At 63.4% G+C, this 25,733-nt stretch carries 23 protein-coding genes; 6 read left to right on the forward strand and 17 right to left on the reverse strand.

Annotated elements, in window-relative coordinates; genetic code table 11:
• The first annotated feature begins 65 nt into the window (after positions 1 to 65).
• Together ACWGTO_RS04455 and ACWGTO_RS04460 are read left to right on the forward strand one after the other, a co-directional pair.
• Complete coding sequence (locus tag ACWGTO_RS04455; protein ID WP_454573655.1) at positions 66 to 1,559, forward strand: aldehyde dehydrogenase family protein; 1,494 nt, start codon at positions 66 to 68, stop codon at positions 1,557 to 1,559.
• 128 nt (positions 1,560 to 1,687) lie between these two features.
• On the forward strand, positions 1,688 to 3,043 hold the full coding sequence (locus ACWGTO_RS04460) for an LLM class flavin-dependent oxidoreductase (RefSeq protein WP_454573656.1): 1,356 nt from the start codon (positions 1,688 to 1,690) through the stop codon (positions 3,041 to 3,043).
• A gap of 66 nt (positions 3,044 to 3,109) precedes the next feature.
• On the opposite strand, the gene ACWGTO_RS04465 is transcribed toward ACWGTO_RS04460, so the two are convergent.
• From ACWGTO_RS04465 to ACWGTO_RS04540, 16 genes are all read right to left on the reverse strand, one after another.
• Positions 3,110 to 4,819 carry an APC family permease gene (locus ACWGTO_RS04465; protein WP_454573657.1) on the reverse strand — a complete coding sequence of 570 codons (1,710 nt, stop codon included), beginning with the start codon at positions 4,817 to 4,819 and terminating at the stop codon, positions 3,110 to 3,112.
• Between the two features lie 251 nt (positions 4,820 to 5,070).
• Positions 5,071 to 7,440: a DUF1989 domain-containing protein gene (locus tag ACWGTO_RS04470; protein WP_454573658.1), complete on the reverse strand. Its 2,370-nt coding sequence runs from the start codon at positions 7,438 to 7,440 to the stop codon at positions 5,071 to 5,073.
• 141 nt (positions 7,441 to 7,581) lie between these two features.
• A complete protein-coding gene (locus ACWGTO_RS04475) occupies positions 7,582 to 8,205 on the reverse strand; it encodes a sarcosine oxidase subunit gamma (RefSeq protein ID WP_454573659.1) in 624 nt (207 codons plus the stop codon).
• Positions 8,198 to 11,179, reverse strand: coding sequence for a sarcosine oxidase subunit alpha (locus ACWGTO_RS04480; RefSeq protein ID WP_454573660.1), 2,982 nt, complete (start codon positions 11,177 to 11,179; stop codon positions 8,198 to 8,200). Before ACWGTO_RS04480 ends, ACWGTO_RS04475 begins: the two co-directional genes overlap by 8 nt.
• Positions 11,179 to 11,454, reverse strand: a complete 276-nt coding sequence (locus tag ACWGTO_RS04485; protein WP_454573661.1) for a sarcosine oxidase subunit delta — start codon at positions 11,452 to 11,454, stop codon at positions 11,179 to 11,181. Before ACWGTO_RS04485 ends, ACWGTO_RS04480 begins: the two co-directional genes overlap by 1 nt.
• A gap of 10 nt (positions 11,455 to 11,464) precedes the next feature.
• Positions 11,465 to 12,718, reverse strand: coding sequence for a sarcosine oxidase subunit beta family protein (locus ACWGTO_RS04490; protein ID WP_454573662.1), 1,254 nt, complete (start codon positions 12,716 to 12,718; stop codon positions 11,465 to 11,467).
• Between the two features lie 36 nt (positions 12,719 to 12,754).
• Entirely contained in the window at positions 12,755 to 14,062 is a 1,308-nt protein-coding gene (gene glnT / locus ACWGTO_RS04495; protein ID WP_454573663.1) for a type III glutamate--ammonia ligase, read from the reverse strand.
• A 36-nt stretch (positions 14,063 to 14,098) separates the two neighbouring features.
• Positions 14,099 to 15,427, reverse strand: coding sequence for an FMN-binding glutamate synthase family protein (locus ACWGTO_RS04500; RefSeq protein ID WP_454573664.1), 1,329 nt, complete (start codon positions 15,425 to 15,427; stop codon positions 14,099 to 14,101).
• A 6-nt stretch (positions 15,428 to 15,433) separates the two neighbouring features.
• Positions 15,434 to 16,162: a GltB/FmdC/FwdC-like GXGXG domain-containing protein gene (locus ACWGTO_RS04505; protein WP_454573665.1), complete on the reverse strand. Its 729-nt coding sequence runs from the start codon at positions 16,160 to 16,162 to the stop codon at positions 15,434 to 15,436.
• Positions 16,163 to 16,166: 4 nt separating this feature from the next.
• Positions 16,167 to 17,063: a class II glutamine amidotransferase gene (locus ACWGTO_RS04510; protein ID WP_454573666.1), complete on the reverse strand. Its 897-nt coding sequence runs from the start codon at positions 17,061 to 17,063 to the stop codon at positions 16,167 to 16,169.
• 85 nt (positions 17,064 to 17,148) lie between these two features.
• The gene (locus ACWGTO_RS04515) at positions 17,149 to 17,472 is read right to left on the reverse strand and encodes a hypothetical protein (protein WP_454573965.1); all 324 of its coding nucleotides are present in this window, start codon (positions 17,470 to 17,472) and stop codon (positions 17,149 to 17,151) included.
• Entirely contained in the window at positions 17,472 to 18,161 is a 690-nt protein-coding gene (locus tag ACWGTO_RS04520) for a hypothetical protein (RefSeq protein ID WP_454573667.1), read from the reverse strand. The genes ACWGTO_RS04515 and ACWGTO_RS04520 overlap by 1 nt, the downstream gene beginning before the upstream one ends.
• A gap of 42 nt (positions 18,162 to 18,203) precedes the next feature.
• Entirely contained in the window at positions 18,204 to 19,610 is a 1,407-nt protein-coding gene (locus ACWGTO_RS04525; RefSeq protein WP_454573668.1) for an APC family permease, read from the reverse strand.
• Positions 19,611 to 19,624: 14 nt separating this feature from the next.
• The gene (locus tag ACWGTO_RS04530; protein ID WP_454573669.1) at positions 19,625 to 19,786 is read right to left on the reverse strand and encodes a hypothetical protein; all 162 of its coding nucleotides are present in this window, start codon (positions 19,784 to 19,786) and stop codon (positions 19,625 to 19,627) included.
• A 28-nt stretch (positions 19,787 to 19,814) separates the two neighbouring features.
• Positions 19,815 to 20,192 (reverse strand): hypothetical protein, encoded by a 378-nt coding sequence (locus ACWGTO_RS04535; protein WP_454573670.1) that lies wholly within the window; start codon positions 20,190 to 20,192, stop codon positions 19,815 to 19,817.
• Between the two features lie 9 nt (positions 20,193 to 20,201).
• Positions 20,202 to 20,489, reverse strand: a complete 288-nt coding sequence (locus ACWGTO_RS04540) for a hypothetical protein (RefSeq protein WP_454573671.1) — start codon at positions 20,487 to 20,489, stop codon at positions 20,202 to 20,204.
• A gap of 287 nt (positions 20,490 to 20,776) precedes the next feature.
• On the opposite strand from ACWGTO_RS04540, the gene ACWGTO_RS04545 reads away from it, so the two are divergent.
• From ACWGTO_RS04545 to ACWGTO_RS04560, 4 genes are all read left to right on the forward strand, one after another.
• The gene (locus ACWGTO_RS04545) at positions 20,777 to 21,910 is read left to right on the forward strand and encodes an aminomethyltransferase family protein (RefSeq protein WP_454573672.1); all 1,134 of its coding nucleotides are present in this window, start codon (positions 20,777 to 20,779) and stop codon (positions 21,908 to 21,910) included.
• Positions 21,911 to 21,950: 40 nt separating this feature from the next.
• Complete coding sequence (locus ACWGTO_RS04550) at positions 21,951 to 22,547, forward strand: dimethylamine monooxygenase subunit DmmA family protein (protein WP_454573673.1); 597 nt, start codon at positions 21,951 to 21,953, stop codon at positions 22,545 to 22,547.
• A complete protein-coding gene (locus ACWGTO_RS04555; RefSeq protein ID WP_454573674.1) occupies positions 22,544 to 23,509 on the forward strand; it encodes a PDR/VanB family oxidoreductase in 966 nt (321 codons plus the stop codon). The genes ACWGTO_RS04550 and ACWGTO_RS04555 overlap by 4 nt, the downstream gene beginning before the upstream one ends.
• Positions 23,510 to 23,621: 112 nt before the next feature.
• Entirely contained in the window at positions 23,622 to 24,662 is a 1,041-nt protein-coding gene (locus tag ACWGTO_RS04560) for a heme-dependent oxidative N-demethylase family protein (protein ID WP_454573675.1), read from the forward strand.
• 151 nt (positions 24,663 to 24,813) lie between these two features.
• On the opposite strand, the gene ACWGTO_RS04565 is transcribed toward ACWGTO_RS04560, so the two are convergent.
• Positions 24,814 to 25,530 carry a helix-turn-helix domain-containing protein gene (locus ACWGTO_RS04565; RefSeq protein ID WP_454573676.1) on the reverse strand — a complete coding sequence of 239 codons (717 nt, stop codon included), beginning with the start codon at positions 25,528 to 25,530 and terminating at the stop codon, positions 24,814 to 24,816.
• Positions 25,531 to 25,733 lie beyond the last annotated feature (203 nt).

Genomic DNA, 25,733 nt, shown 5'->3' on the forward strand with positions numbered 1-25,733 from the left:
TTTGACGTGCGGCGTTGTGGCGTTCCGGCAGCCATGATGCCCCATTTGTCGCGTGGAGGATGATCATGACCCTGGCCCAGACCCCGATCGCCCTGCGCCTACCGATCGACGGGCGCCATCGGCAGATGTTCATCGACGGCGCCTGGGTCGATGCCCGCTCCGGCCAGACCATGGAAAGCCGCAATCCGGCAACCGGCGCGGTCATCGCCACCGTGCCGCGCGGCGATCGGCAGGACATCGAGCTCGCCGTCGCTGCCGCCCGAAAAGCCTTCGACGGGCCGTGGAGCCGGTTGAAACCCTATGAGCGGCAGGTGCTGCTGCTGAAAATTGCCGACCTCTTCGAAAAGCACTGGGAAGAGATCAGTCGCTCCGACACGACGGACATGGGCATGCCGATCGTGCGCACCCGCGCCAATCGCAACCGCGTCATCGGCATGCTGCGCTACTACGCCGGCATGGCCACCGCACTGCACGGGGAGACCATCGACAATTCGCTGCCCGGCGAAATCGTCTCCTTCACCCGCAAGGAGCCGGTCGGCGTCGTCGGCGCCATCATTCCGTGGAACGCGCCGACCGCGGCGTCGGTCTGGAAGATCGGCCCGGCGCTCGCCACCGGCTGCACCATCGTCTTGAAACCGTCGGAAGAGGCGCCGCTGACGCCGCTCTTGATCGCCGACATCATGAACGAGGCCGGCGTGCCGGCCGGTGTCGTCAACATCGTCACCGGTACCGGCGCCGAGGCGGGTGCCCCACTTGCCGAACATATGGGCGTCGACAAAATCGTCTTCACCGGCTCGACCGCGACCGGCCAGTCGATCGTCCGCGCCTCGGCCGGCAATCTGAAGCGCGTCTCTCTGGAGCTCGGCGGCAAGTCGCCGGTCATCGTCTGCGCCGATGCCGATCTCGACAAGGCCGTCCCGGTGGCGGCGATGTCGGTGTTCGCCAATTCCGGCCAGATCTGCATTGCCGGCTCGCGCCTGTTCGTCGAGCGCTCCATCCATGACGAGTTCGTCGCGCGGCTCGCCGCTTACGCCGAGGGGCTGAGGATTGGTGACGGCATCGACCCGGCGACCGAGATCGGCCCACTGGTTTCGCTGCGGCAGCTCGAACGCGTGACCGGTTATCTCGAAGCCGGCGCGGCCGAGGGCGCAAGGCTGGTTACCGGCGGCGGGCGTTTGATGGAAGGCGCGCTTGCCGCCGGCAACTTCGTCGCACCGACCGTGTTTGCCGGCGTCTCCGACGACATGAAGATCGCGCGCGAGGAAATCTTCGGTCCGGTCATCTCGGCGCTGCCCTTCGACACGCTGGACGAAGCGGTCGAGCGCGCCAACAACACGCCCTACGGTCTTGCCGCCGGGGTCTTCACCCAGAACGTCGCCACCGCACACCAGCTGTCGCGAAAGATCCGCGCCGGCTCGGTCTGGGTCAACACCTACCACGCCATCGATCCGGCGGTGCCCTTCGGCGGCTACAAGATGAGCGGCTACGGCCGCGAGGGCGGCGCCGAGCATCTCGGCGAATATCTCAACACCAAGGGCGTGTTCATCAAGATAGATTGAACGGCCGCCCGTAGGAAATGCTCCACGGCAAGGGTTTTGCAAAACAGGATTCCTTTCCAGGACGGCAAAGCCGTCCGATCCTGCTGATATCGGAGCGATAGAGCTCATCCACCTCCAGGTGACCATCCATGGCAGACAAAAAACAATTGCGGCTCGGCGCCTTCATGCGCCCGGTCAGTCTTCACACCGGTGCCTGGCGCTATCCCGGCGCCTATCCCGACGCCAATTTCAACTTCGCGCATCTGAAGCGTTTCGCGCAGACATTGGAGGCGGCGAAGTTCGACGCCTTCTTCATGGCCGACCACCTGGCCGTGCTCAACATGCCGATCGAGGCGCTGCGGCGCAGCCACACGGTGACCTCCTTCGAGCCGTTCACGCTGCTGTCGGCGCTGGCCGCCGTCACCGACCATATCGGCCTGGTCGCCACCGCCTCGACGACGTTCGATGCGCCCTATCACATTGCCCGCCGCTTCGCCTCGCTCGACCATATCAGCGGCGGGCGCACGGGCTGGAACATCGTCACAACGTCCAACCCCGACGCCGCGCTGAACTTCGGCCTCGACGATCATGTCGAGCACGACGAGCGCTATCACCGGGCGCGGGAATTCTACGATGTGGTGACCGGCCTGTGGGACAGCTTTGCCGACGATGCCTTCATCCGCAACGCCGAGAGCGGGCTCTATTTCGATCCCGCCAAGATGCATGTGCTGGACCACCAGGGCGAACACCTCTCGGTCCGCGGCCCGCTCAACATCGCCCGGCCGGTGCAAGGCTGGCCGGTCATTGTCCAGGCCGGCGCATCGGAGGCGGGACGGCAACTGGCGGCCGAAACCGCGGAGGTTATTTTCGCCGCCCATAGCGATCTTGCCGCGGGGCAGCGCTTCTTTGCTGATGTCAAAGGTCGTGCGCAAAAACTCGGCCGTTCGCGCGACGACATCAAGATCTTGCCCGGCGCCTTCGTCATCGTCGGCGACAGCGTAGAGGAAGCGCGAGCCAAGCGGGCGAAGCTAGACAGGCTGGTCTATTACGAGAGCGGCATCGCCTCGCTGTCGATCGCGCTCGGCCATGACGCATCCGGCTTCGATCCCGATGCGCCCTTGCCCGATATCCCCGAGACCAACGCTTCGAAGAGCGGCCGCGAGCGCGTCATCGAACTGGCGCGCCGGGAGAATCTGACGGTGCGCCAGCTGGCGCAGCGTCTGGGCGGCTATTCCGGCCTTGCCTTTGTCGGCACGCCGAAAACCATCGCCGACGAGATGGAGGAATGGCTGCTCGCCGAGGGTTCCGACGGCTTCAACGTCATGTTCCCCTATTTGCCGGCCGGTCTCGACGACTTCGCCGAGAAGGTGGTGCCCGAATTGCAGCGGCGAGGCCTTTTCCGGCGCGAATATGAGGGCACGACCTTGCGTGCGAATCTTGGCCTGAAGCGGCCGCCGAACCGGTTCTTCGAAGGCGAGGAAGCCACTATCCGCAAGGCCGGCTGACGTCTCAGCGCAAAAAAGAAAAGGGCGCGCCGAAGCGCGCCCATTTCTTTCGTGCCATCGGCATTTTCAGATGACGAAGTACCAGTTGGCAAGCAGCATGACCGCCACGCCGGCGACCAGCGTCAGATAGGGCAGCATGCCGGCCTTTTTGACCGAGAGGTCGGCGCCCGCCATGCCGAGGTCGGCCAGCATGTGGTCGGGGAACTTGCCCTTGTCCTGGACGTAATGCCGGTAGCAGAACACCGGGATGATCAGCGCTGCGGTGATCAGGCCGGCCCATAGCGCCATCGGGTTCCACACCTTGGCACCGGCGCCCATGAAGATGGCGTTGACATAGGCGAAAATGGCGCCGAGGCCGAGCAGCCAGCTCGGGGCCTTCCAAGGCCGGTTGATGTGGCCGTTGTCGATGCGGTGGATCCAGCCGGCGTTGAGGTTGAGGAAGTTGAAGATGATGTAGCCGCAATTCGACACGGCGAGGATGAAGAAGAAGCTCGTCGCGTCGGCCGAAGCGATGGCCAGCACGATCAGGTTGAAGACGAGGTCCGTCCACATCGCCCGCGTCGGCGCGCCATGTTCGTTGACGTGGCTGAGATAACGCGGCAGCCAGCCGTCGACCGAACCCTGGTAGAGCGTGCGCGACGAACCGGCCATTGCCGTCATGATGCACAGCACCAGCGCCAGGATCATCAGCATCACCAGCAGGCTGTGGATGAGCGCGCCACCGCCGACCATGCCGGCCAGTGCATCGGCAACGCCGGAACCGTCGACGATCGGTGTCGCCAGCATGCCGTTGAGGCCAAGCACGCCCTGGAAGGTGAAGGGCACCAGGATGAACAAAAGCATGCAGAGCAGGCCGGAGTAGAAGATCGCCTTGAAGGTGTCGGTGCCCGGGTTCTTGAACTCCGACGTGTAGCAGACGGCAGTCTCGAAGCCGTAGGTCGACCATGCCGCGATGAACATGCCGCCGAGCACAAGCGTCCAGCCGGGAATGTTCCACGAGCCGGGCTCGGGCGCGTAGGCTGCGGCCAGCGGCACCAGTGGCGAAAAGTTCGCCCAGTTGATCTGGCCGGTGACGATCGGCACGACGCCGACGATCAGCATCGGGATGATGACCAGCAGGCCGATGTACTTCTGCACATTGGCGGTGCCCAGAATGCCGCGATGCTGGATCGAGAAGATGATCAGCATCAGCACAGCGCCGATGAAGAAGGTTGCGTTGAGGGTGAAGGAGACAGGACCCAGTGTGTGGCTGAACAGCGTCCAGTTGCGGATTGCCGGCGTGGCCGCCGCGGTCACCGCGGCGATGGCGTCGGCAGGCGCCGTTCCGGCATGCGCCGCGATATAGGCAACGACATCCGGCGACGCCTCAGTGAACAGCGGCACCGGCGCCAGCGCGTTGAGGATATAGGCGGCGGCGATCGAGCAGCCGAGCGACAGCACCGGCGACCAGGCGAACCAGTTGCACCACACCGACAGCGGCGCGATGAATTTCGAATAGCGCAGCCAGGCGGTGGCGCCATAGATCGAGGCGCCGCCCGACTTGTTCGGGAACAGGCCGGCGATCTCGGCATAAGTGAAGGATTGCAGGAAGCCCATGATCATGGACACAGTCCAGATCAGGAAAGCCAGCGTTCCCGTCGTGCCGGCAATGCCGCCGATTGAAAACAGGACCAGGGCCGGAACGCCGCTCGCCACCCAGAAGGCGCCGCGCCAGTCGATGTGTCTCAGCAGCTTGCTGTCGGCAGGCTGCTCGAGGGCCGTGCTTATCGTGCTCATATCAATGAATTCCCCTTTTTTCTGTTCCCTGCCGGCGGTGCCTCGACTGTCGCGAAGCTTCTCCCCGGTACACTGCCGCGACATCGGTGTTTCCACTCAGTCGTATTTTTTTCTTAACAGTGAAGATTGATCCGGCGCGCTTTCACGTCAAGCGATTTGTGATGTCATGCACATCACGCTTGCGAAACATGGATCGGAGGGGCCGCCGGCAACAGCCGGCGAAGCAGTTTTGTTCGATCCTGAAGGGGCTATCAGGAGCGTGGCTTGGTCTTTTGCGGATCGTAGTGGGCGAAGGCCACCACCCGCGCCGGCAGCCGCTTGGCATGGCCGTCGAGCTTGCCGATCTCGACCTCGGTGCCGATGGCCGCATGGGTGACGTCGAGCCTGGCCAGCGCAATGTTCTTGTTCAGCACCGGCGAGCGCATGCCCGAGGTGACGACACCGATCTGGGCGCGGCCGACATGGACGCAATCGCCGTGACCGACAGCAACATTGCTGTCGATGTCGAGCCCAACCAGTTTGTGCTGCGGGTGTTCCTTGCGCCGGATCAGCGCCTCGCGGCCGATGAAGTCGTCGGTCTTGGTCTTCAAGGGCACGGTGAAGCCGATGCCGGCCTCGAACGGATCGGTCTGGTCGGAAAACTCGTAGCCGGCGAAGATCAGCCCGGCCTCGATGCGCACCATGTCGAGCGCCTGCAATCCCATCGGCTTCAGCCCGTGCGGCTGGCCGGCTTCCCAGATGGCGTCGAAGACTTTCTCGGCGTCGCGCGGATGGCACCAGATCTCGTAGCCAAGCTCGCCGGTATAGCCGGTGCGTGACACGACGACCGGAATGCCATTGCCGCCGCCGATGCGCGCGACGGCAAAGCGGAACCATTCGAGCTCGTCGATCGAGGGTTGCAACGGCGAGGTCCAGATCACTTCCCGCAAAATGTCGCGGCTCTTCGGTCCCTGCACGGCGACATTGTGCATCTGGTCCGTCGACGAGCGCACCAGCACGTTGAGGCCAAGTTTCTTCGCCGTCTCGCGCAGCCATTCGCCGGACAGATCGTCGCCGCCGACCCAGCGGAAATTGTCCTTGCCGAGCCGCAGCAGCGTGCCGTCGTCGATCATGCCGCCATGCTCGTAGCACATGGCGGAATAGACGACCTGGCCGACGCCGAGTTTCTTGACGTCGCGGGTCAGCGTGTATTGCAGCAGCGCTTCGGAATCCGGCCCGGTGACCTCGAACTTGCGCAGCGGCGACAGGTCCATGATGACGGCGTCCTGCCGGCAGGCCCAGTATTCGGCGATCGGCCCCTCCTTGGCGAAGGAATTGGCGAGCCAATAGCCTCTGTATTCACCGAAATTGCGGGTGTGCTTGGCGAAGCTCGAATGAAAGGCTGTCTCGCGGGTCATTTTGGGTTCCGAATCGGGCGTCATGCGTCTGGCGATCGCTCGCGAGAATGTGTGCTGGCCTGAATAGGTCCGCACATGGATGTCGGTGAGGTCCCAGCCATTGGCCGGCGTGGTGTCGTCGGGGCAGGCGGAGGAGACGCAGACGATGTCGGTTAGCGCCCGTAGCAGCACATAGTCGCCAGCCCGCGACCATGGCTCGTCCGACACCATGACGCCATGGGCGTCGATGGCCGTGTTGAAGAAAAAGTTGATCGCCATCCAGCCCGCGCGGGCGTTGACGCCCTTGTCTGAGAGCGCGCGATTAAAGTTCTCCGAGCAGTTGGTGTGGCCGGGATAGCCGATGTCGTCGTAATATTTGGCCGCGCACGCCAGCGCGAAGGCGTCATGCCGGCCGCACGTGTCCTGCACCACCTCGACCAACGGCTCCATGTCCTGGTCGTAATATTTCGAATGCAGGCCCGGCATCGGATAGCTCGATCCCATCAGCGTGCGCGTCGTCGTCACGTCGAGCGGATGGTCGAGCCCCTTGTCCAGCTTGCGCGCCGAAAAGCACTGGAAGTCTGTGCATTGGCGGCCATCGACATCAATGATCTGCAGATAGTCGCCGGCCTTGACGAAATAGGATTCGGCGGTGGCCGAATGGACGCGCAGATCGAGCACCGGATCGGCAAGCGGATCGGCAAGCTGCGACTTCGATTTCAGGCGGATCGTGGAGCGGCGCACGATGACGGTGAGCGGCGTCGCTGTGTCATGGCCATCGACAAGCATCGGTCCGCCGGGCGTTGCAATCAGCAAGCCGCCGTCGCGCGCGACGGTGAACGCTTGCTCGGCGCCGGCAGGCGTCGCGCCGCCGAACACGCGCATCGCCTTGGGCTGATCAAGTTGCACCCGCCGGCGTTTGAGGCCGCGGCGCACGGAAGCCAGGCTGTCGTCGCCCTCGGCCAACAGCGCCTTGATGCCGGCGGCATTGCTGTTGGATTTTTCGCCGAGGATGCCGGGATCGGTCGCGCCGCTGCTGTCCCAGGCCAGCAATTCGCAAGCCTGGCCGCCCTCGACATTGCGCACGGTGATCATATCGCCGGCCTCGACCTCGATCAGCACCGCGCCATTGCCCTGGATCGTGTAGCGCTCCATGCCCAGTGGCAGCGCGATCTGGCCGGGCCTCAGGATGAGGCTTGGCCTGGGCGGTCCGGCTGTCACGGCAGGGTAGGGTGACTGGCTCATTTCAGCCTTGCGGTTCGAGAAACAAGTTTGCCTGTGTGTAAAATTATTTTAGCAGGGAGAATAGCAGGGGGATCGCGTTTGGCAAGGCGGAGATGGTGCAAGCTCCCTTCTCCCACAGGGGGACAAGCGAAGGGCGCGCCTTTACGCCAACGCTTCGGAATGCACGATCGCCACGCCATACTCCGCTGCCGAGTCGAGTATCGTATGCCACAAGCTCTCCGCGAAAGTCGCGAACACAAGCAGATTGAACACCGCCTGCCCGTCGCGATCTCCGCCGCGCCAGAGCGTGACGCTGGTGTGGTCCATCGACGTTGCCGCCGTGGTGCCAACCGGAAACGCGTCGGGATGCAGATCGATCGACGACAGCTTGGCCAGCATCGTTCGCGCCTTTGCGCCCGAGATGCTGATCAGCACGCGCGCATGCGATTGGTTCGACAGCGACGCAGAAGATGCAAACGCCTGGGCGAGTACTTCAGTCGTGTGCTTGCCGCCCTTCGACAGCACGAAGAACTGATCGGGTCCCGACCAGATCAGCGTCGCATCCGGAGTCTGCACAGCCTCGGGTGTCTCTGGAGCCGCAACGCCGAAGCGGGCCTTCGCTGCCTTGGCCAAATCACCGGCCTTGCCGCGCTGTGCCATCACCTGCACCAGGTCGAAATTGCGGATTTCGGTCAGCGACATGCCGGCATCGCCTTGCGCACCGTAAGGCCCTGCAACAAGAGCCCGCTCGATTGGGCTACGAACATCCCAGGAAAACTCAGCCACGCTGGCGCCCTCCATCCGGGTCGTAGAAGACGGGATTGCAAAGCTCGACATCATAGTCCTCGCCGCGCAGGGGGTCGTGCGCGTGGACGATCTCGCCGATGCGCTCGCGGCCGCGTTCAACGAGGCCCAGCCCGATCCACTGGTCGAGCGTCGGCGAGAAGCAGACCGAGGTGACGTAGCCCTGGTCATTGTCAGGCCCAGGGGTCTGCCCCTTCGGAATGATATGCGCGCCGGAGCGCAAGCGACGCGCCTTGTCGACCGGCTTGATGCCCATGACGACCTGCCGGTCCGGCGCCACCAGCGCCTCGCGGCCGGCCATGACGCGGCCGATGAAATCCTTCTTGGTCGACATCATCTTGCCGAGACCGAGATCGGCCGCCGTCGTCGTGCCGCTCAGTTCCGGTCCCGCGACATGGCCCTTTTCGATGCGCATAACGCCTAAAGCTTCAGTGCCATACGGCGTCACGCCGAATGGTTTGCCCGCCAGCATCAGATTGCGCGCCATCGCCTCGCCATAGCGGGCCGGAACCGAAATCTCGAACGCCATCTCGCCGGAGAACGAGATGCGGAACAGCCGCGCCTTGATGCCGCCGCGCAGCGCGACTTCGCGCGCGCCCATGAAGGGGAAACCTTCGTTGGAGAGGTCTTCGGCCGAGTCGACGATTTCCTTCAGCAGGTCACGTGTCTTCGGTCCGGCGATCGAGAATTGCGCCCACTGGTCGGAGACCGAGGTCAACTGCACGTCGAGTTCGGGAAACAGGACCTGCCGGCAGAATTCGAGGTGCTGCATCACCAGCCCGGCCTTGGCCGTGGTCGTGGTGAGGAAATAATGGTCTTCGGCCAGCCGCGAGGTGGTGCCGTCATCATAGACCAGGCCGTCCTCGCGCAGCATCAGCCCGTAGCGCGCCTTGCCGACGGCAAGGTTGGAGAAGGTGTTGATGTAGACGCGATCGAGGAAGGCGCCGGCATCCGGGCCATGCACGTCGATCTTGCCGAGCGTCGAGACATCGCAGAAGCCGACGCCCGAGCGCACCGCCTTGACCTCGCGGGTGACGGATTCCAGCCAGCCCTTTTCGCCGGCGCGCGGATACCATTGCGCGCGCTTCCACAGGCCGGTGTCGACGAAGATCGCGCCCTGCTCTGCGGCCCAGTGATGCGAGGGCGTCAACCGCGTCGCGTGGAAATTCTCGTTGCGATGGTGGCCGGCAAAGGCGCCAATGGCGACGGGCACGTAAGGCGGGCGATAGATGGTCGTGCCGGTCTCAGGAATGGATTTTCCAGTCACCGCCGCCATGATGGCAAGGCCCGCGACGTTCGAGGTCTTGCCCTGATCGGTCGCCATGCCGAGCGTCGTGTAGCGCTTCAGATGCTCGACCGATTCAAAGCCCTCGCGCTGCGCCAGCTCGATGTCGGACGCCGTGACGTCATGCTGCTGGTCGACAAAGGCTTTTCCCTTGCCGGCGACATGCCAGAGCGGCGTCAGCGAGAACGCCTCGTCATCGGCGACAGGTGCGGAGCCCGCGTTGGCGGTGCGTCCCGCGTCCCGCGCGGCCGCGGCGCCGGCGGCAAAACCTTGGTTCAGGCAGGCGCCGAGCCCGAAGGCGCCGTTCGCCGCACCTGCAGCGACCATGCCGGGAGGCGCGCCGTCCGGCACAAACGCCGCGATATCGTCACGCCATCTCGGCCTGCCGCGATGGTAGGAGGTCAGCCCGACCGCCGGGTTCCAACCGCCGGAAACGGCGAGGCCATCGGCCTCGACCTCGGCCCGCGCGCCTCCGGTCAGCGACACCGAGATCTTGCGCACCCCGTCCTTGCCGCCGTCGACGCTGCTGACAGCGCCATGCAGCACGGTGAAGCCGTTTTTGGAGGCGAGCGAGCGATGGGCGGGCGAGACGTCACTGCGCGCGTCGATCACCGCGGCGATCTGCAGGCCGGCAGCGAGTGCGGTCTCGACCGTGCGCCAGCCATCCTCATTGTTGGTGAACAGCGCGATGCGCTTTGCCGGCGTGGCGGCATAGCGTGAGACATAGGTCCGCATGGCGGATGCCATCATCACGCCGGGCGTGTCGTTGCCGGCGAAGACGATGGGACGCTCGATCGCGCCAGCCGCGACGACGCAGCGCTTGGCCACGATCCGCCACAGCCGCTGCCGCACCTGATGCTCGGGCGGCGTCGGCAGATGGTCGTTGACCCGTTCGATCGCGCCATAGGTGCCGCCGTCATAGACGCCGAACAACGTCGTGCGGGTCATGATGCGCACATCCGGCATCGAGCCAAGCTCGGCCAGCGTGCGCGCCAGCCACTCCGCTGCCGGCAGCTCGTCGATTGTGCCGCCATCCGACAGCAGGCGGCCGCCGGGGACAAAATCCTCTTCGCACAGGATGACGCGCGCGCCACTGCGGCCTGCGGCCAGAGCTGCCGCGAGACCGGCCGGGCCGGAACCGGCGATCACCACGTCGCAATGCGCCCAGGCCTTGTCGTAGTGGTCGGGATCTGCGGTGACCGCCGCGCGGCCGAGACCGGCGGCGCGACGGATCGCCGGCTCGTAGATCATTTCCCAGAATTTCGCCGGCCACATGAAGGTCTTGTAGTAGAAGCCGGCGACGAAGATCGGCGCGAACAGCTGGTTCACCGACATCACATCGTGGCGCAGCGACGGCCAGCGGTTCTGGCTGGCGGCTTCGAGCCCTTCATAGAGCTCCGCCGTCGTCGCCTTGGTGTTGGCCTCGCGCCGTGCTCCGGTGCGCAGTTCGACCAGCGCGTTGGGCTCTTCCGAACCGGCGGTGAGAATGCCGCGCGGGCGGTGGTACTTGAACGAGCGCCCGACCAGCTTGACGCCGTTGGCGATCAGCGCCGATGCAAGCGTGTCGCCTTGGAAGCCGGAAAAATTTCTGCCGTCGAAGCGGAAGTTCAAGGACGCCGATCGGTCGATTAGACCGCCATTGTCCAGCCGGTTTGTCTGCGCGCCGGCCATCACGCGCCAACCTTTGCAGCACCAGCGCCTGCAGCCGGTTCCACCTTCGTAATCTCATGTGTCAGCGTGTTGCGCGTCACCTTCAGCCAGGAGCGGCAGCCGCCGCCATGGTACCAATTCTCGCTCATCACGCCGGCGACATTGTCGCGCAGGTAGACATAGTCGTAGACGGCGTCCTCGCCGGCTTCCGCCGCCGGCCGTTGTGGCTTGGCGTCGCCGAGATAGGTGAACTCGCCGAGTTCACGTTCGCCGCAGAAGGGACAGACAATCCGCATCTCGCCGCCCTCAGTGCAGGTTCGGTTGGGCGCCCACGCCCTTTTCGTCGATCATGGCGCCGCGCTGGAAGCGGTCGAGGCGGAACCGTGCGGCTTCCTTGTGCGACTCATCGCGCGCCAGCAGATGGGCAAAGACAAAGCCCGAGCCTGGCGTCGCCTTGAAGCCGCCATAGCACCAGCCGGCATTAAGGTAGAGCCCGTCGACCGGTGTCTTGTCGATGATCGGCGAGCCGTCCATCGACATGTCCATAATGCCGCCCCATTGGCGCAAAAGCCGCACGCGTCCGATCATCGGGATCAGCGCCATGCCGCCTTCGCAGACATCTTCCATCACCGGCATGTTGCCGCGCTGGGCGTAGGAATTGTAGCCGTCAATGTCGCCGCCGAAGACGAGCCCCCCCTTGTCCGACTGGCTGACATAGAAATGGCCGGCGCCGAAAGTCATGACACCGGGGATGAGCGGTTTGATCGCCTCGGAGACGAAAGCCTGCAGGACATGGCTTTCGATCGGCAAGCGCAGGCCCGCCATCGAAGCGACGCGCGAGGAAGAACCGGCAACCGCCATGCCGACCTTGCCGGCGCCGATCTTGCCGCGGGAGGTCTCGACCCCGGTCACCTTGCCGTTGCCGTCTCTGACAAAACCGGTGACTTCGCAATTCTGGATGATGTCGACGCCAAGTTCGCTCGCGGCATGGGCATAGCCCCAGACCACCGCGTCGTGGCGCGCCGTGCCGGCACGGCGCTGCAACAGGCCGCCCTGCACGGGAAAGCGTGCGTTCTCGAAATTCAGGAACGGCATCATTTTGCGAAGCCCCGCCTGATCGAGCAGCTCGGCATCGATGCCGTTGATGCGCATGGTGTTGCCGCGCCGTGCATAGGCGTCGCGCTGCGCGTCGGAATGGTAGAGATTGACGATGCCGCGCTGGCTGACCATCGAATTGTAGTTGAGGTCCTGCTCCATCCGCTCCCACAGCTTCATCGACAGTTCGTAGAAGCCGGTATTGCCGGGCAGGCCGTAGTTGGAGCGGATGATGGTGGTGTTGCGGCCGGCATTGCCGGAGCCGATCCAGCCCTTTTCCAGCACGGCGACATTCTTGATGCCGAACTCGCTGGCGAGGAACCAGGCGGTGGCGAGCCCGTGGCCGCCGCCGCCGATGACCACTACATCATAGTGATCTTTCGGGCTGGCGTCGCGCCAGGTGCGCTGCCAGTCCTTGTGGCCGGAAAGGGCGGCGCGGGCGAGCGAGAAGATCGAATATTTCATCAGGTCATTCCGAGGCCGCTCGCCCCACGCCGGACATCAGATGTCCAGCGTGTGGTCGCGCTCCCATTGCGTGAAGTGCGAAGCATAGGAATTCCATTCCTGGTGCTTCAGCTTTAGGTAAGCCGACGAGAATTCCTCACCCAGCGCCGCCTTGAGCGATTTGTCCTTGTCGTATTCGCGCAGCGCGTCGAGCAGGTTGAGCGGAAGCTTCGGCGCGCCCTTCACCGTATGGCCATGCTGGTACATGTCGATGTCGTAGCGCTTGCCGGGATCGGCCTTGGAGCGGATGCCATCGAGGCCGGCCGCGATGATGACCGCCTGCAAGAGATAGGGATTGGCGGCGCCATCCGGCAGGCGCAGTTCGAAGCGGCCGGGGCCGGGTACGCGCACCATGTGGGTGCGGTTGTTGCCGGTCCAGGTCACCGTGTTCGGCGCCCAGGTCGCGCCAGAAATGGTGCGCGGCGCGTTGATGCGCTTGTAGGAATTGACCGTAGGGTTGGTGATCGCGGCCAGCGCCGAGGCATGCTTCATGATGCCGCCGAGGAAGTTCCTGCCCTTGGCCGAAAGGCCGAGTTCCATGGAATTGTCGGCAAAGACGTTGGTCTTGCCTGCCTTGTCCCACACCGAAATATGGGCATGGCAGCCATTGCCGGTCAGGCCCTGGAAGGGTTTTGGCATGAAGGTGGCGCGCAGGCCGTGCTTTTCGGCGACGGACTTGACCATGAACTTGAAGAAAGAATGCTTGTCGGCGGTCGCCAGCACATCGTCGAAGGCCCAGTTCATCTCGAACTGGCCGTTGGCGTCCTCGTGGTCGTTCTGGTAGGGGCCCCATCCCAGCGCCAGCATGTGGTCGCAGATCTCGGCGATGACATCGTAGCGGCGCATCACCGCCTGCTGGTCGTAGCAGGGTTTCGAGGCCGTATCGTATTTGTCGGAGATGACGCTGCCGTCCGGCGAGATCAGGAAGAACTCGGCCTCGACGCCGGTCTTGACGTGCATGCCGTCGGTGGCCGCTTCGGCAATCAGCCGCCTCAACGTGTTGCGCGGCGCCTGCTCGACTTCCTTGTCGTCCATGATGCAATTGGCGGCGACCCAGGCGACATCGCGCTTCCACGGCAGCTGGATGGCCGAGTCCGGGTCCGGCACCGCGAGCATATCGGGATGCGCCGGCGTCAGGTCCAGCCAGGTGGCGAAACCGGCAAAGCCGGCGCCGTCCTTCTGCATGTCGGCGATCGCCTGTGCCGGCACCAGCTTGGCGCGCTGGCCACCGAACAGGTCGGTGTAGGAAATCATGAAATATTTGACGCCGTTCTCTTTGGCGAATGCGGCGAGATCGTTCCCCATTATAGTTCCTCGCTTATGTGATCTGGGTAGTCTTTGTCAGAAGCCGTTCTTCCCCGGTATCCAGTTGGTGCCGGCAAGCGGCACGCCGGCCATGGCGGCGGCTTCGATGGTGAGCGCGACGAGATCCTCGGGCTCGAGATTGTGCAGGCTGTTTTTGCCGCACGCGCGGGCAATCGTTTGGGCCTCGAGCGTCATCACCTTCAGGTAGTTCGCCAGCCGCCGTCCGGCGGCGATCGGATCGACCCGCTTCATCAACTCGGGGTCCTGCGTGGTGATGCCCGCGGGGTCGCGGCCCTCATGCCAGTCGTCATAGGCGCCGGCGGTGGTGCCGAGCGCATTGTACTCCGCCTCCCAGCGCGGATCGTTGTCGCCGAGCGCAACCAGCGCCGCCGTGCCGATCGACACCGCGTCGACGCCGAGCGCCAGCGCCTTGGCGACATCGGCGCCGTTGCGGATGCCGCCCGACACGATCAGCTGCACCTTGCGGTGCATGCCGAGATCCTGCAGCGCCTGCACCGCCGGCCTGATGCAGGCAAGCGTCGGCTGGCCGACATTTTCGATGAACACTTCCTGCGTCGCCGCGGTGCCGCCCTGCATGCCGTCGACGACGACGACATCGGCGCCGGCCTTCACCGCAAGCGCGGTGTCATAGTAGGGGCGGGCGCCGCCGACCTTGACGTAGATCGGCTTTTCCCAGTCTGTGATTTCGCGCAGTTCGAGGATCTTGATCTCGAGATCGTCCGGCCCGGTCCAGTCGGGATGACGCGAGGCCGAGCGCTGGTCGATGCCTTTCGGCAGCGTGCGCATTTCGGCGACGCGGTCGGAAATCTTCTGGCCGAGCAGCATGCCGCCGCCGCCGGGCTTGGCGCCCTGGCCGACCACCACTTCGATGGCATCGGCGCGGCGCAGGTCACGCGGGTTCATGCCATAGCGCGACGGCAGGTACTGATAGACCAGCGTCTGGGAATGTCCGCGCTCCTCCTCGGTCATGCCGCCGTCGCCGGTGGTGGTCGAGGTGCCGGAGAGCGTCGCGCCACGGCCGAGCGCTTCCTTGGCGGGGCCGGAGAGCGAGCCGAAGCTCATGCCGGCGACCGTGATCGGGATTTTCAGTTCGATCGGCTTCTTGGCATGGCGAGAGCCCAGCACGACTGACGTGTCGCAGCGCTCGCGGTAGCCTTCGAGCGGATAGCGCGAGATCGAGGCGCCAAGGAACAGAAGATCGTCGAAATGCGGCAGCTTGCGCTTGGCGCCGGCGCCTCTGATGTCATAGATGCCGGTCGCTGCGGCGCGGCGTATCTCGGAAAGCGTGTAGTCGTCGAAGGTCGCGGATTTGCGCGGCGTCGTCGGCGGGTTCTTGTAGGTCATGCTGCCTCAATACGCGTCGGCGTTGTCGATATTGAAATTGTAGAGCGTGCGCGCAGAGCCGTAGCGCTTGAACTCCGACGGCTTGACCCCGGTCACGCCGGCGCGGTCGAGCAGGCCCTGCAGGAGTTCGATATGCTCGGGCCGCATCTCCTTGGCGATGCAGTCGGCACCGAGGCTCTCGACCTTGCCGCGCACGAACAGCCGCGCCTCGTAGATGGAATCGCCCAGTGCGTCGCCGGCATCGCCCAGCACCACCAGATTGCCCGATTGCGCCATGAAGGCCGACATGTGGCCGATATTGCCGTGCACGACGATATCGATGCCTTTCATCGAAATGCCGCAGCGCGACGAGGCATTGCCTTCGATGACCAGCAGCCCACCCTTGCCGGTGGCGCCGGCATACTGGCTGGCGTCGCCCTTGATCACGATCGAGCCCGACATCATGTTCTCGCCGACCCCAGGGCCGGCCGAGCCGTGCACGGTGATCGCGGCGCCGTCATTCATGCCGGCGCAGTAATAGCCGACGCTGCCGCGCACATCGATGCTGACCGGCTGGTCGACGCCGACGGCGACCGAATGGCTGCCCTTCGGGTGCAGCACTTCCCACGCCGTTTCGTTGGAACCGGGCGTCAGATTGTGCAGCGCCTGGTTCAGCTCTCGCAGCGATGACACATCGAGATCGAAGACCCTGGAAGCGTGGTCTTGCACCACCTTCGAAAGTTTGGTTGCCGGCATGGGCTCAATGCTCCCAGAAATAGACGGTTGCGGGTTCCGGTTCCCAGACCCTCGCATTGTCTATGCCGGGCAGCTTGGTCAGCGCGCGATATTCCGAGCCGAAGGCGACATACTGGTCGGTCTCGGCCATGACGGCGGGCTTGCAGGCGATCGGATCGCGCACCACGCCGAAACCGTTCTTGGTGCCGACGACGAAGGTGAAGAAGCCGTCGAGGTCCGACAGCGTGCCTTCCAGCGCCTCGCCGAGATTCTTGCCATGCGCCATCTGCGAGGAGAGATAGGCGGCGGCGACCTCGGTGTCGTTCTCGGTCTCGAAGGTCATGCCTTCGCGCCGCAATTCGCGCCGCACATTGTTGTGATTGGACAGCGAACCATTGTGCACCAGGCACTGGTCGGCGCCGGTCGAGAACGGATGCGCGCCCATGGTGGTGACAGCCGATTCCGTCGCCATGCGGGTATGGCCGATGCCATGCGTGCCGGTCATCGAGCGGACGTCGAAACGGTCGACGACAGCTTCCGGCAGGCCGACCTCCTTGTAGATCTCCACCGCTTCACCGGCGCCCATGATGCGCACATCCGGCCGGATCGACTGCAGCGCTTCGCGGGCAGTGTCGACCTTGTCGGGTGCAGTCCTGAGCACGGCATGCGTCGACTTCACCGCAATGCTCACCGGCGCGCCGATGGCCTTGGCAAGCTCGGCGTCGAGGCCGCGGAAATCGCGATCGGGCTTGGCCGACTGGATGGTGATCTTGGCTTCGTTCCTGGACGAGGCGCCATAGATGGCGATGCCGGCGCTGTCAGGCCCGCGATCGCTGAGCGAGATCAGCATCTGCGACAGCATCGAGCCGAGCTGCGGCTCAAGCGACTTGTCCTTTAGAAAAAGTCCGACGATTCCACACATGTCAGCCTCCCGGCGTTTGCAGCTAAGAGATGATGTACCGAATGCGCTGCCCGAATTCAATCATATGAAAAAAATATTCCTGTAGTTACCTATGCGGCTCAATGCCGCTTTGCGCGGTGTCAGCGCCGGCACGGGCGCTGTGAGCCCATATGGCGGTGCGGATGCGGGCCATTCTGTAGGCGTCGAGGATCGACAGCGCATAGATCAGGAAGCCTCCGGCATGACGGCCGACGAAGCTGGCGTCGGCCGGCGCGATCTTGGCCGTCACCCAGGCGAGGATCACCATGAAGAACAGGAACTGTAGGCCGCGCACCGGCACGCCGAGAATGACATGGCCGCTTGCCGGCAAAACGATCGCGGCGCCGAGGACGAGATAGGGATTTGTCGGCGCGGGCGGGGGTACGTTCATCATGCCACCTGCCTTTCCTGTCTGTTGATGGCATCGCGCAGCACCGATGCTGAGGTAAGGAGTCTCTCGACCAGCGCCGGATCGAGCCTTGTGGTGCCGAATGCTGCCTGGCGGAACACGCCGTAGCGCGCGCGTTCGGCCTCGGCCAGCAGCCAGACGATGCGCACGCCGTTCGGTGTGATCAAGAGTTCCTTGGCGCGGCCTTCGGCAAAAATCTCCAGATGGCTGGCGATCAGATTCTGCGGAAAGCGCGCCGCTCGGAGGTCGGTTCGCAGCACGGCTTCAGCCGGAAATCCCGGTGCCTTCGGCAGCGTATGCTGGAGGTGGTCGAAATTGGAGAAGGTCGTCGGCGAGCCAGGCCGCATCATCATGTCGAAGGTCGCCGGCACCGCGACCGGTTCGGTGACCGTGACGCTGAGCCAGCGTGCCGGCAGTTTTCGCGTCGCCAGCGTGTCGACGATGGTGCGCACCTGCACGCGCCGATCGTTCCATGTGCCTGACCAGGTGATGACGCCTGCCGTGCCGTCCGAAACGTCTGAAGCGCCGGGAATGACGGTGCGGATGCAGGCCACCTCGGCCTCACGAGCGGCGGTTGCCCTGTTGCGGCTGGCGCGCGCCAGCCAGGCGAGGTGCAGGACGATAGCCAGGGCGATCGCCCCGGCCAGCAATGCTGTCGTCACCTCGGACACCTCGTCACGCCATGCCTGCCCGAAACGGCAGGTCCTCTCCTATCAATAGCCCTGCGGCTTCGGCCACGGCATGGTGAACTGGTCGCCGCGGCGCACATAGCGATAGCGGTAGAAGTGGAACCACACAGAGATCAGGAAATAGAAGATCGTCATCGCGATCAGCTGCGAGCCGAAGCCGAGGAAGATGGCGAAGAAGGTCACCACGCACAGGCAAAACAGCACAATCGCCGGCAGCGGATGGAAGGGATGCGTGTAGCCGCGGCGGATGGTGCCGAGCGGCCACTTCTTCCGGAACATCATGATGTTGATGCTCATGAAGGTGTATTGCAACACGCCTGACAGGATCGAGAAGGTGATCGCCTGGTTGAGGTCGGCGATGAAGGCGAAGGCCAGCGCGATCGGCAGCAGGAACAGGATCGAGCGGTAGGGCGTGCGGTATTTCGGATGCACGGCCGAGAACCATGTCGGCAGGTAGCGGTCGCGTCCGAGCGAGAACCAGGCGCGGGCCGCATCGTTGATGCAGCCATTGGCCGAGGCGAGCGCCGCGAGCAGTGTTGCGATGAACAGCAGGTTTTCGAGCAGTGCGCTGCCGGTCAGCTTGCCGGCGTCCCACAACGGATAATAGGTGATGCCGAGATACTCCCAGGGCATCAGCGAGGCGCAGACATACCAGGTCATGGCTGCGGCGATCAGAAGCGTGATCATGCCAGCCATCGTGCCGTAGGGCAGCGAACGGGCCGGCGAGCGTACTTCCTCGGCCGCCTGCGTGGTGCCTTCGATGCCGAGATAGTACCAGATGCCGAACTGGAAGGCGGCGATGACGCCGATCCAGCCATAGGGCAGCGCATTGCCGGGCGTGACCAGCTCATTGAGCTTGAGCACTGCGCCTTGCGTCCACGGGCTGACCGAGAAGAACAGGATGACGATCGAGACATAGGCGATCGCGGTGATGACGAAATTGACGTTGAGCGTCATCAGCACGCCGCGGTAGTTGAGCCACGCCAGCACGACGATGGTGGCGGCGATGAAGGAATTGTGGGTGAGCCCTTCGACGCCGGCCTTGGCGACGATGGTGTCGCCGAGCAGGATGGCGTCCGACACCTCCAGCATTGTGTAGGCAAAGACCAGGAACAGCGCGACGTTGAACGCCATCAGCGGTCCGACAATGTGCTTGGCCTGGGCATACTGGCCGCCGGCGGCGGCGACCGTCGATGTCACCTCGGAATCGATCATGGCGACCGAGGTGTAGAGCAACCCGACCACCCAGCAGACGATCAGCGCCGCAAGCGCACCGCCCTTGTCGGCCGAGAAATTCCAGCCGGTGAATTCGCCGACCAACACGATGCCGACGCCGAGCGCCCAGACATGGGCAGGGCCGAGCACCCTGAGCAGCGAAACCCTGTCGCCGTGAATGGTGGTGGTGATGGTATTCTCAACCGCGGCGGTCATTGATCGATCCCCACTCAGATCCGGTGTTTTTCGGCAGCGGCTTCAAGCTCGCCTTCGCGCGAGGAGGTCAGCACATCCTCGGAGTAAGTCGTGTCGATCTTGAACCAGTCGTAGAGCATCCACAGCGCAAGCACGACCGAGATACCCCAGCATGCATAAGACAGAGCTATCCACATGAGCGTGCTTCCCCCAGGATTTCTTGCGTTATTTGTCGTCGAACTTTTCGTTGATGACGTCGCGATATTCGCGGTCGGAGGCGCGGAACAGGAAGACGAAATAGCCGATCAGCACGGCTGCCATGATAATCAGCGTCGGCCAGTCGATGATGTAGTGGAAGCGGTTCTGGATGATGTCGTGCGCTGTCTCGGGCGTATAGCCGAGCTTTTCCCAGATCGCGGCCATGGTCGCGTTCTGCCCCAGCGCCTCCCAGGTCTTGGCGTCAAGCGCATCGATGGATTTTGCGGCGCCGGCGAAACCGAGTTTGAGCGGCAGCCACAGCGCCACGAAGATGGCGACGACGACGACGACAATGTCGAAAATCTGCCCGGCCCGGCTTTGCTCCGGCGGTGTGTAGCGTGGCATCTCTCTACCTCAGATTTTGCGGTTGCGGGCGGCGTCGGCATTCTTGATGTCGAGCCCGTAGATGAAGTCCTTGTCTTCCTTGTAGTGATTGACCATCGCCAGGATGGCGGCCGTGTTGAAGATCAGCACGGCGGCGGCGGCGATCGCGACGACGATCTTGATCCCGGTGTCCGGGATGTAGGGCCATGTCATGATGAGCACGAAGAGGATCGTCGCCCACAGGCAGATGATCAGGAGCGCGGATCCGCGCACGTCGGAACGGTACAGCGCTTCGATGCGCTGCTGCAGGTCTGACATCGGTTTTCCCCTTTATTCCAACGCCGGCTTCCGAATTGGCCGGTCATTGCCCTCTTTCAAGAGAGTGAAATTTTTTTCATAAATTCAGTCCGATTTGCGAAATTGTCAAGACGAATTTACGTTTGGCTAACCGGTCATTTGGCCTGGCAGATTTTGCCTGACAATGAAATTATTTGCTTATGGGTATTGCGACATCAGGACGTTTGCGGTCAATATTCGCTCAAAGACCCCCGCAGCAGTGCGAGGGGCAGGGAACAGCACAGAATTTTCGAACGGAGGATTAGCGGATGACGGCATCCTGGAGATTTTCGACCCTGGCGGATCGCCATCGCGCGCTCGGCTCGAAGCTCGAAGACTGGAGCGGCATGGGCACCGCCTGGACCTACGACAAGGATGCCGACGAGGAATACACCGCCATCCGCACCAAGGCCGGGCTGATGGATGTCTCTGGCCTGAAGAAGGTCCACATCACCGGGCCGCATGCCTCACATCTCATCGATCTCGCCACCACGCGCGACGTCGAAAAAATCTATCCCGGCAAGTCGGCCTATGCTTGCATGCTGAACGAGGCCGGCAAATTCACCGACGACTGCATCCTCTACCGCACCGGGCCGAACGCCTGGATGGTGGTGCACGGTTCGGGCACCGGCCATGAGGAACTGCAGCGCGCTTCCGTCGGCCGCGACGTCTCGCTGCGCTTCGACGACAATCTGCACGACCTGTCGCTGCAGGGGCCGACGGCGGTCGACTATCTCTCAAAGCACGTGCCGGGCATCCGCGACCTCAACTATTTCCATCACATGCAGACGCAGCTGTTCGGCTTTCCGGTGATGATCTCGCGCACCGGCTACACCGGCGAGCGCGGCTACGAGATATTCTGCCGCGGCCAGGATGCCGGCACGATCTGGGACAGGATCCTCGACGAGGGCAAGAGCGCCGGCATCATTCCGTGCCGCTTCACCACGCTCGATATGCTGCGCGTCGAAAGCTATTTGCTCTTCTATCCCTACGACAATTCGCAGAAATATCCGTTCGAGACTGAAGGCCCCGGCGACACGCTGTGGGAGCTGGGCCTCGACTTCACCGTCAGCCCCGGCAAAACGGGCTTCCGCGGCGCGGAGGAGCATTATCGGCTGAAGGGCAAGGAACGCTTCAAGATCTATGGCGTTCTGCTCGACTGCAAGGAGCCGGCCGACGAGGGCGCGCCGGTCTATCGCGACGGCAAAAAAGTCGGCGTGGTGACCTGCGCCATGTATTCGCCGCTGGTCAAGAAATCGATGGGCATTGCGCGCCTCGATGTCGACTGCGCCGTCAAGGACAACAAGCTCGAGATCCGCAACAAGAGCGGCTCGATCAAGGCGACGGCGCAGCCGCTGCCCTTCGACGATCCCAAGAAGACCAAGCGCACGGCGAAAGGCTGAGGCATAGTCAACAGCGAGGACTTTAGGGCACAAAGAGAGAATGGCAGCCAAGACGATCATCAGCCGGCCTATTTACGGAACCCTGTCTCCGCAGCCCGGCAAGCATCATCTTTTCGTGGCGGATGCGGAAGGCGCGCTGGCGATCGTTGATATGGCAAAGACGGCTCCGCCCGGTTTCTTCGACTTCGCCGAGATCGTCTTCATTCCTGGCACTGACGACAAGCATGTCGCCGCTCTCGAAGCGCTGAAGCCGGCGCAGCTTCACATCGCGCCGTCCTTCGCCAGCCTGTTGCCGCGACTGAAGCAGACGCTGGCCAACGCCCATATGGGCCTGCGCCTCTACCTCGCCGGCACTGAAGGGCTGATCGGCCAAGCCATGCAGGTGGCGCTCGAAGCCGGCATCGACCACACCTCCATGCAGACCGAACACCGCGGCTCGCTGGCGCGGCGCATGCAGTGTGTGCACTGCAAGGGCATCACCGAGAATGTGACGACGCAGCCTGCCACCTGTGCGCATTGCGGCCTGCTGCTTCTGGTGCGCGATCATTATTCCCGGCGCCTCGCCGCCTTCCAGGGCGTGTGCATCAATGCCGAGGACCGCTCGGAAATTCCTCCCATGGAGGAGGCCTTCCCATGAGCACCGGCACCACCAAGCTCGATGTCGTGGTCAGCGATGTCGTCCCGGTCAACGACCTCGTCACCCGCTTTCATTTCCGCCGCCGCGACGGCGAACTGTTGCCGACTTTTTCCGGCGGTGCCCATGTCGTGGTCGAGATGCGCGATGGCGACCTCACCAGGCTCAATCCCTATTCGCTGATGGGCTCTCCGCTCGACACGCGCGAATACACCATTTCTGTGCGCCGCGACGATGTCGGCCGCGGCGGCTCGCTGTTCATGCACCGGTCGGTCAAGCCGGGGCTGGAGATGGTGGTCAGCTATCCCGTCAATCTGTTCTCGCTCGATCTCAGGGCAAAGAAGCATCTGATGCTGGCCGGCGGCATCGGCATCACGCCATTCATGGCGCAGACCGCGCAGCTCGCCGGGTCCGGCGGCAATTTCGAACTGCACTACACCTGCCGCACCGCTTCGCTCGGCACCTATGCCGACGTGCTGCAGGAGCGCTATGGCCGCCGCATCCGGCTCTATCACGACGACCTCGACCAGCGCATCGAACTCGACAGGCTTTTGTCGTCGCAGCCGCTCGGCACGCATCTCTATGTCTGCGGCCCGGCCGGCATGATCAACTGGGTGCGCGACCGTGCGGCAAGCCTCGGCTGGCCGCCGGAGACTGTGCATTACGAGCATTTCGCGGCGCCGCAACCCGGCCTGCCTTTCGACGTCACACTTGCCGTCAGCGGCAAGACCATCCGCGTCGGCGAGCAGCAGAGCCTGCTCGAAGCGATCGAGGCCGCCGGCGTCGATCCGCCCTATCTTTGCCGCGGCGGTGTCTGCGGCCAGTGCGAGACCAACGTCATCTCGTATGACGGCAAGTTCATCCACAACGACCACTGGCTGAGCGAGGAAGACCATCGCTCCGGCTGCAAGATCATGCCGTGCGTGTCGCGCTTCGAGGGCAAGTCGCTGGTGCTGGAGCGGTAAAGCATTTTGCAGCCAAGTGGAAACACTTGGCGTCGCAGAAATGCGGCTAAAACAAAGAGATAGAGCGGGATGTCGCGTTCAAGCCGAACGCATCCCGCTCTAGGAGGAAATCATGGGCATCACCTTTCGCAAGGAAACGTTCCGCGACGATTTCACCTTCAAGAACAGTCCGGAACACATCAGGCGGTTTCCGTTTCCGTTCCACGAAGACAGCTACATGTATGCGGTCAACATCGAGCCGCATGTCGTGGGTCCCAAGGGCAGCGTGCTGGAAAACCTGATCGACGTCGACGAGCACTATGTCGCCGAGATGCAGGACCGCGCGCTGGTGCTGGCCGAGGACCCGCTGCGCTGCCAGTCGCTGCCGCACATGACGCTGGCCGGCTGGGACCTGCTCGAACTTTTGATGGAGCAGCAGGCGCTGGGTTATCCCGAACATTTCACGCTGACCCGTGATGGCGATCGCTGGCGCTGGATCAACCGGCCGCTCGGCATCGACGACACCTTTACCTTCGGCGACACCTCGACGCTGCCCTACGGGCCGATGGAGTACATCACCCGCCAGAGCCAGGGCGATTTCTGCATCCTCGACCAGCGCGACGGCAATCTGTGGATGGATGCCGGCATGGTCACCACCCAGGCCGACTGGTCGCTCGATTTCGACATCGGCATGAACTTCTTCGAGTGGCACGCGCCGGTGCCATTGGCGCATGAGAAGGGGATTTTCGTCCGGGCGCTGAAATTCCTCACCAACATCCAGCAGGGCAAGCCGGCGCGGCGTCTCAACTGGACGATGACCATCAATCCGCGTCTCGACACCAGCCCGGAAAATTATCACAAATGGGGTCCGGACCGGACCACGGTGACGCCGGAGAATATCGGCGACAAGGTGCATCTGCGCGTCGAGCTGCAAAGCTTCTGGCGCCTGCCGCGCTCCAACGGCATCGTCTTCCCGATCCGCTGCTACCTGATCAAGATGGACGAACTGGTGACGCAGCCGAAATGGGCACGGCGCCTGCACCGCGTCATCCGCGATCTGCCTGAGGAGTTGGCGACTTACAAGGGCCTGACCCGGTATCGGCCGACGCTGGTCGAATGGCTGTCGAAGCTCGATGATGGGAGTGCGACCAGCCCTGGGTTCGGGCCAGATTGACCTCCAAAGACTTGGGTTCCTCGCCCCTGCCAGAGGCGGGGGAGAGGTGTCCGCGAAGCGGACGGAGAGGGGGCCTTCGTAGGGCGCTCCCCTCTCCGTCTCGGCTTCGCCGAGCCACCTCTCCACTACGTGGGGCGAGGAACCAAGTGCCTCAGCCCGCGCTCTGCGGATAGCAGATAATCGACAGATACCGCATCGGCAGTTTTGTCAGCTGCTCCGGTCCGTGCGGTGCATCCGCGTCGAAGAACAGGCTGTCGCCCGGCTTCATCGGGTAAAGATTGCTGCCGTGCCGGTAAACCACTTCGCCTTCCAGCATATAGAGGAACTCCATGCCCTCATGCTGGAAGGTCGGAAACACATCCGAATCCTCGGTCAGTGTGATCAGATAGGGCTCGACCACGACACCGCTGGTGTTGGAACCGATATGTCCGAGCAGATTGTACTGGTGGCCGGCGCGCGTGCCGCGGCGCTCGACATCGAGGCCTTCGCCGGCCTTGACGAAGACGGCGCTGCGCTCCTCTTCGAAGCGGCGGAAGAAGGCGGTAACGGGAACGCCGAGCGCCCGCGACAGCGCCTGCAGCGTGGTCAGCGACGGCGAGGTGATGCCGTTCTCGATCTTGGACAGCATGCCCAGCGAAATGTCGGTGGCGACAGCCAGATCGGCGACGGTGATTCCGAGCTTCTTGCGGAAGGCGCGCACCTCGCGGCCGATCGCCACCTCGAGCACCTTTTCGCGCGTGTCGCGAATGGCATGCGGGTTCTGCGTCAGCGGCGTGCGGATGGTCTTCCCATCCCCTGAAACTTTTGCCACTGGCTTTGCCTTTGCCGAAGCGGGGCCAGCCTTGGAGTCGGAAATTGTCTTCGCCATCTCGTCCCCCGAATCCTGAAGATTTATTTCACTGTAGGTGAACACATTCGGTGCCGGCAAGCCCTTTAAGTCGAATGGTGTCCGGTCCGGATTTGCGCTGTTATCGGTTTTTGCTGGAAATCCGCTGGAGCGAAACGCGGTTTCGTCACAAGGCCTGTTGACAGCATCGAAGGGGCAATTACTGTCACTGTGAGTGAAATTTG

This window comes from Mesorhizobium sp. PL10 (assembly GCF_053714315.1).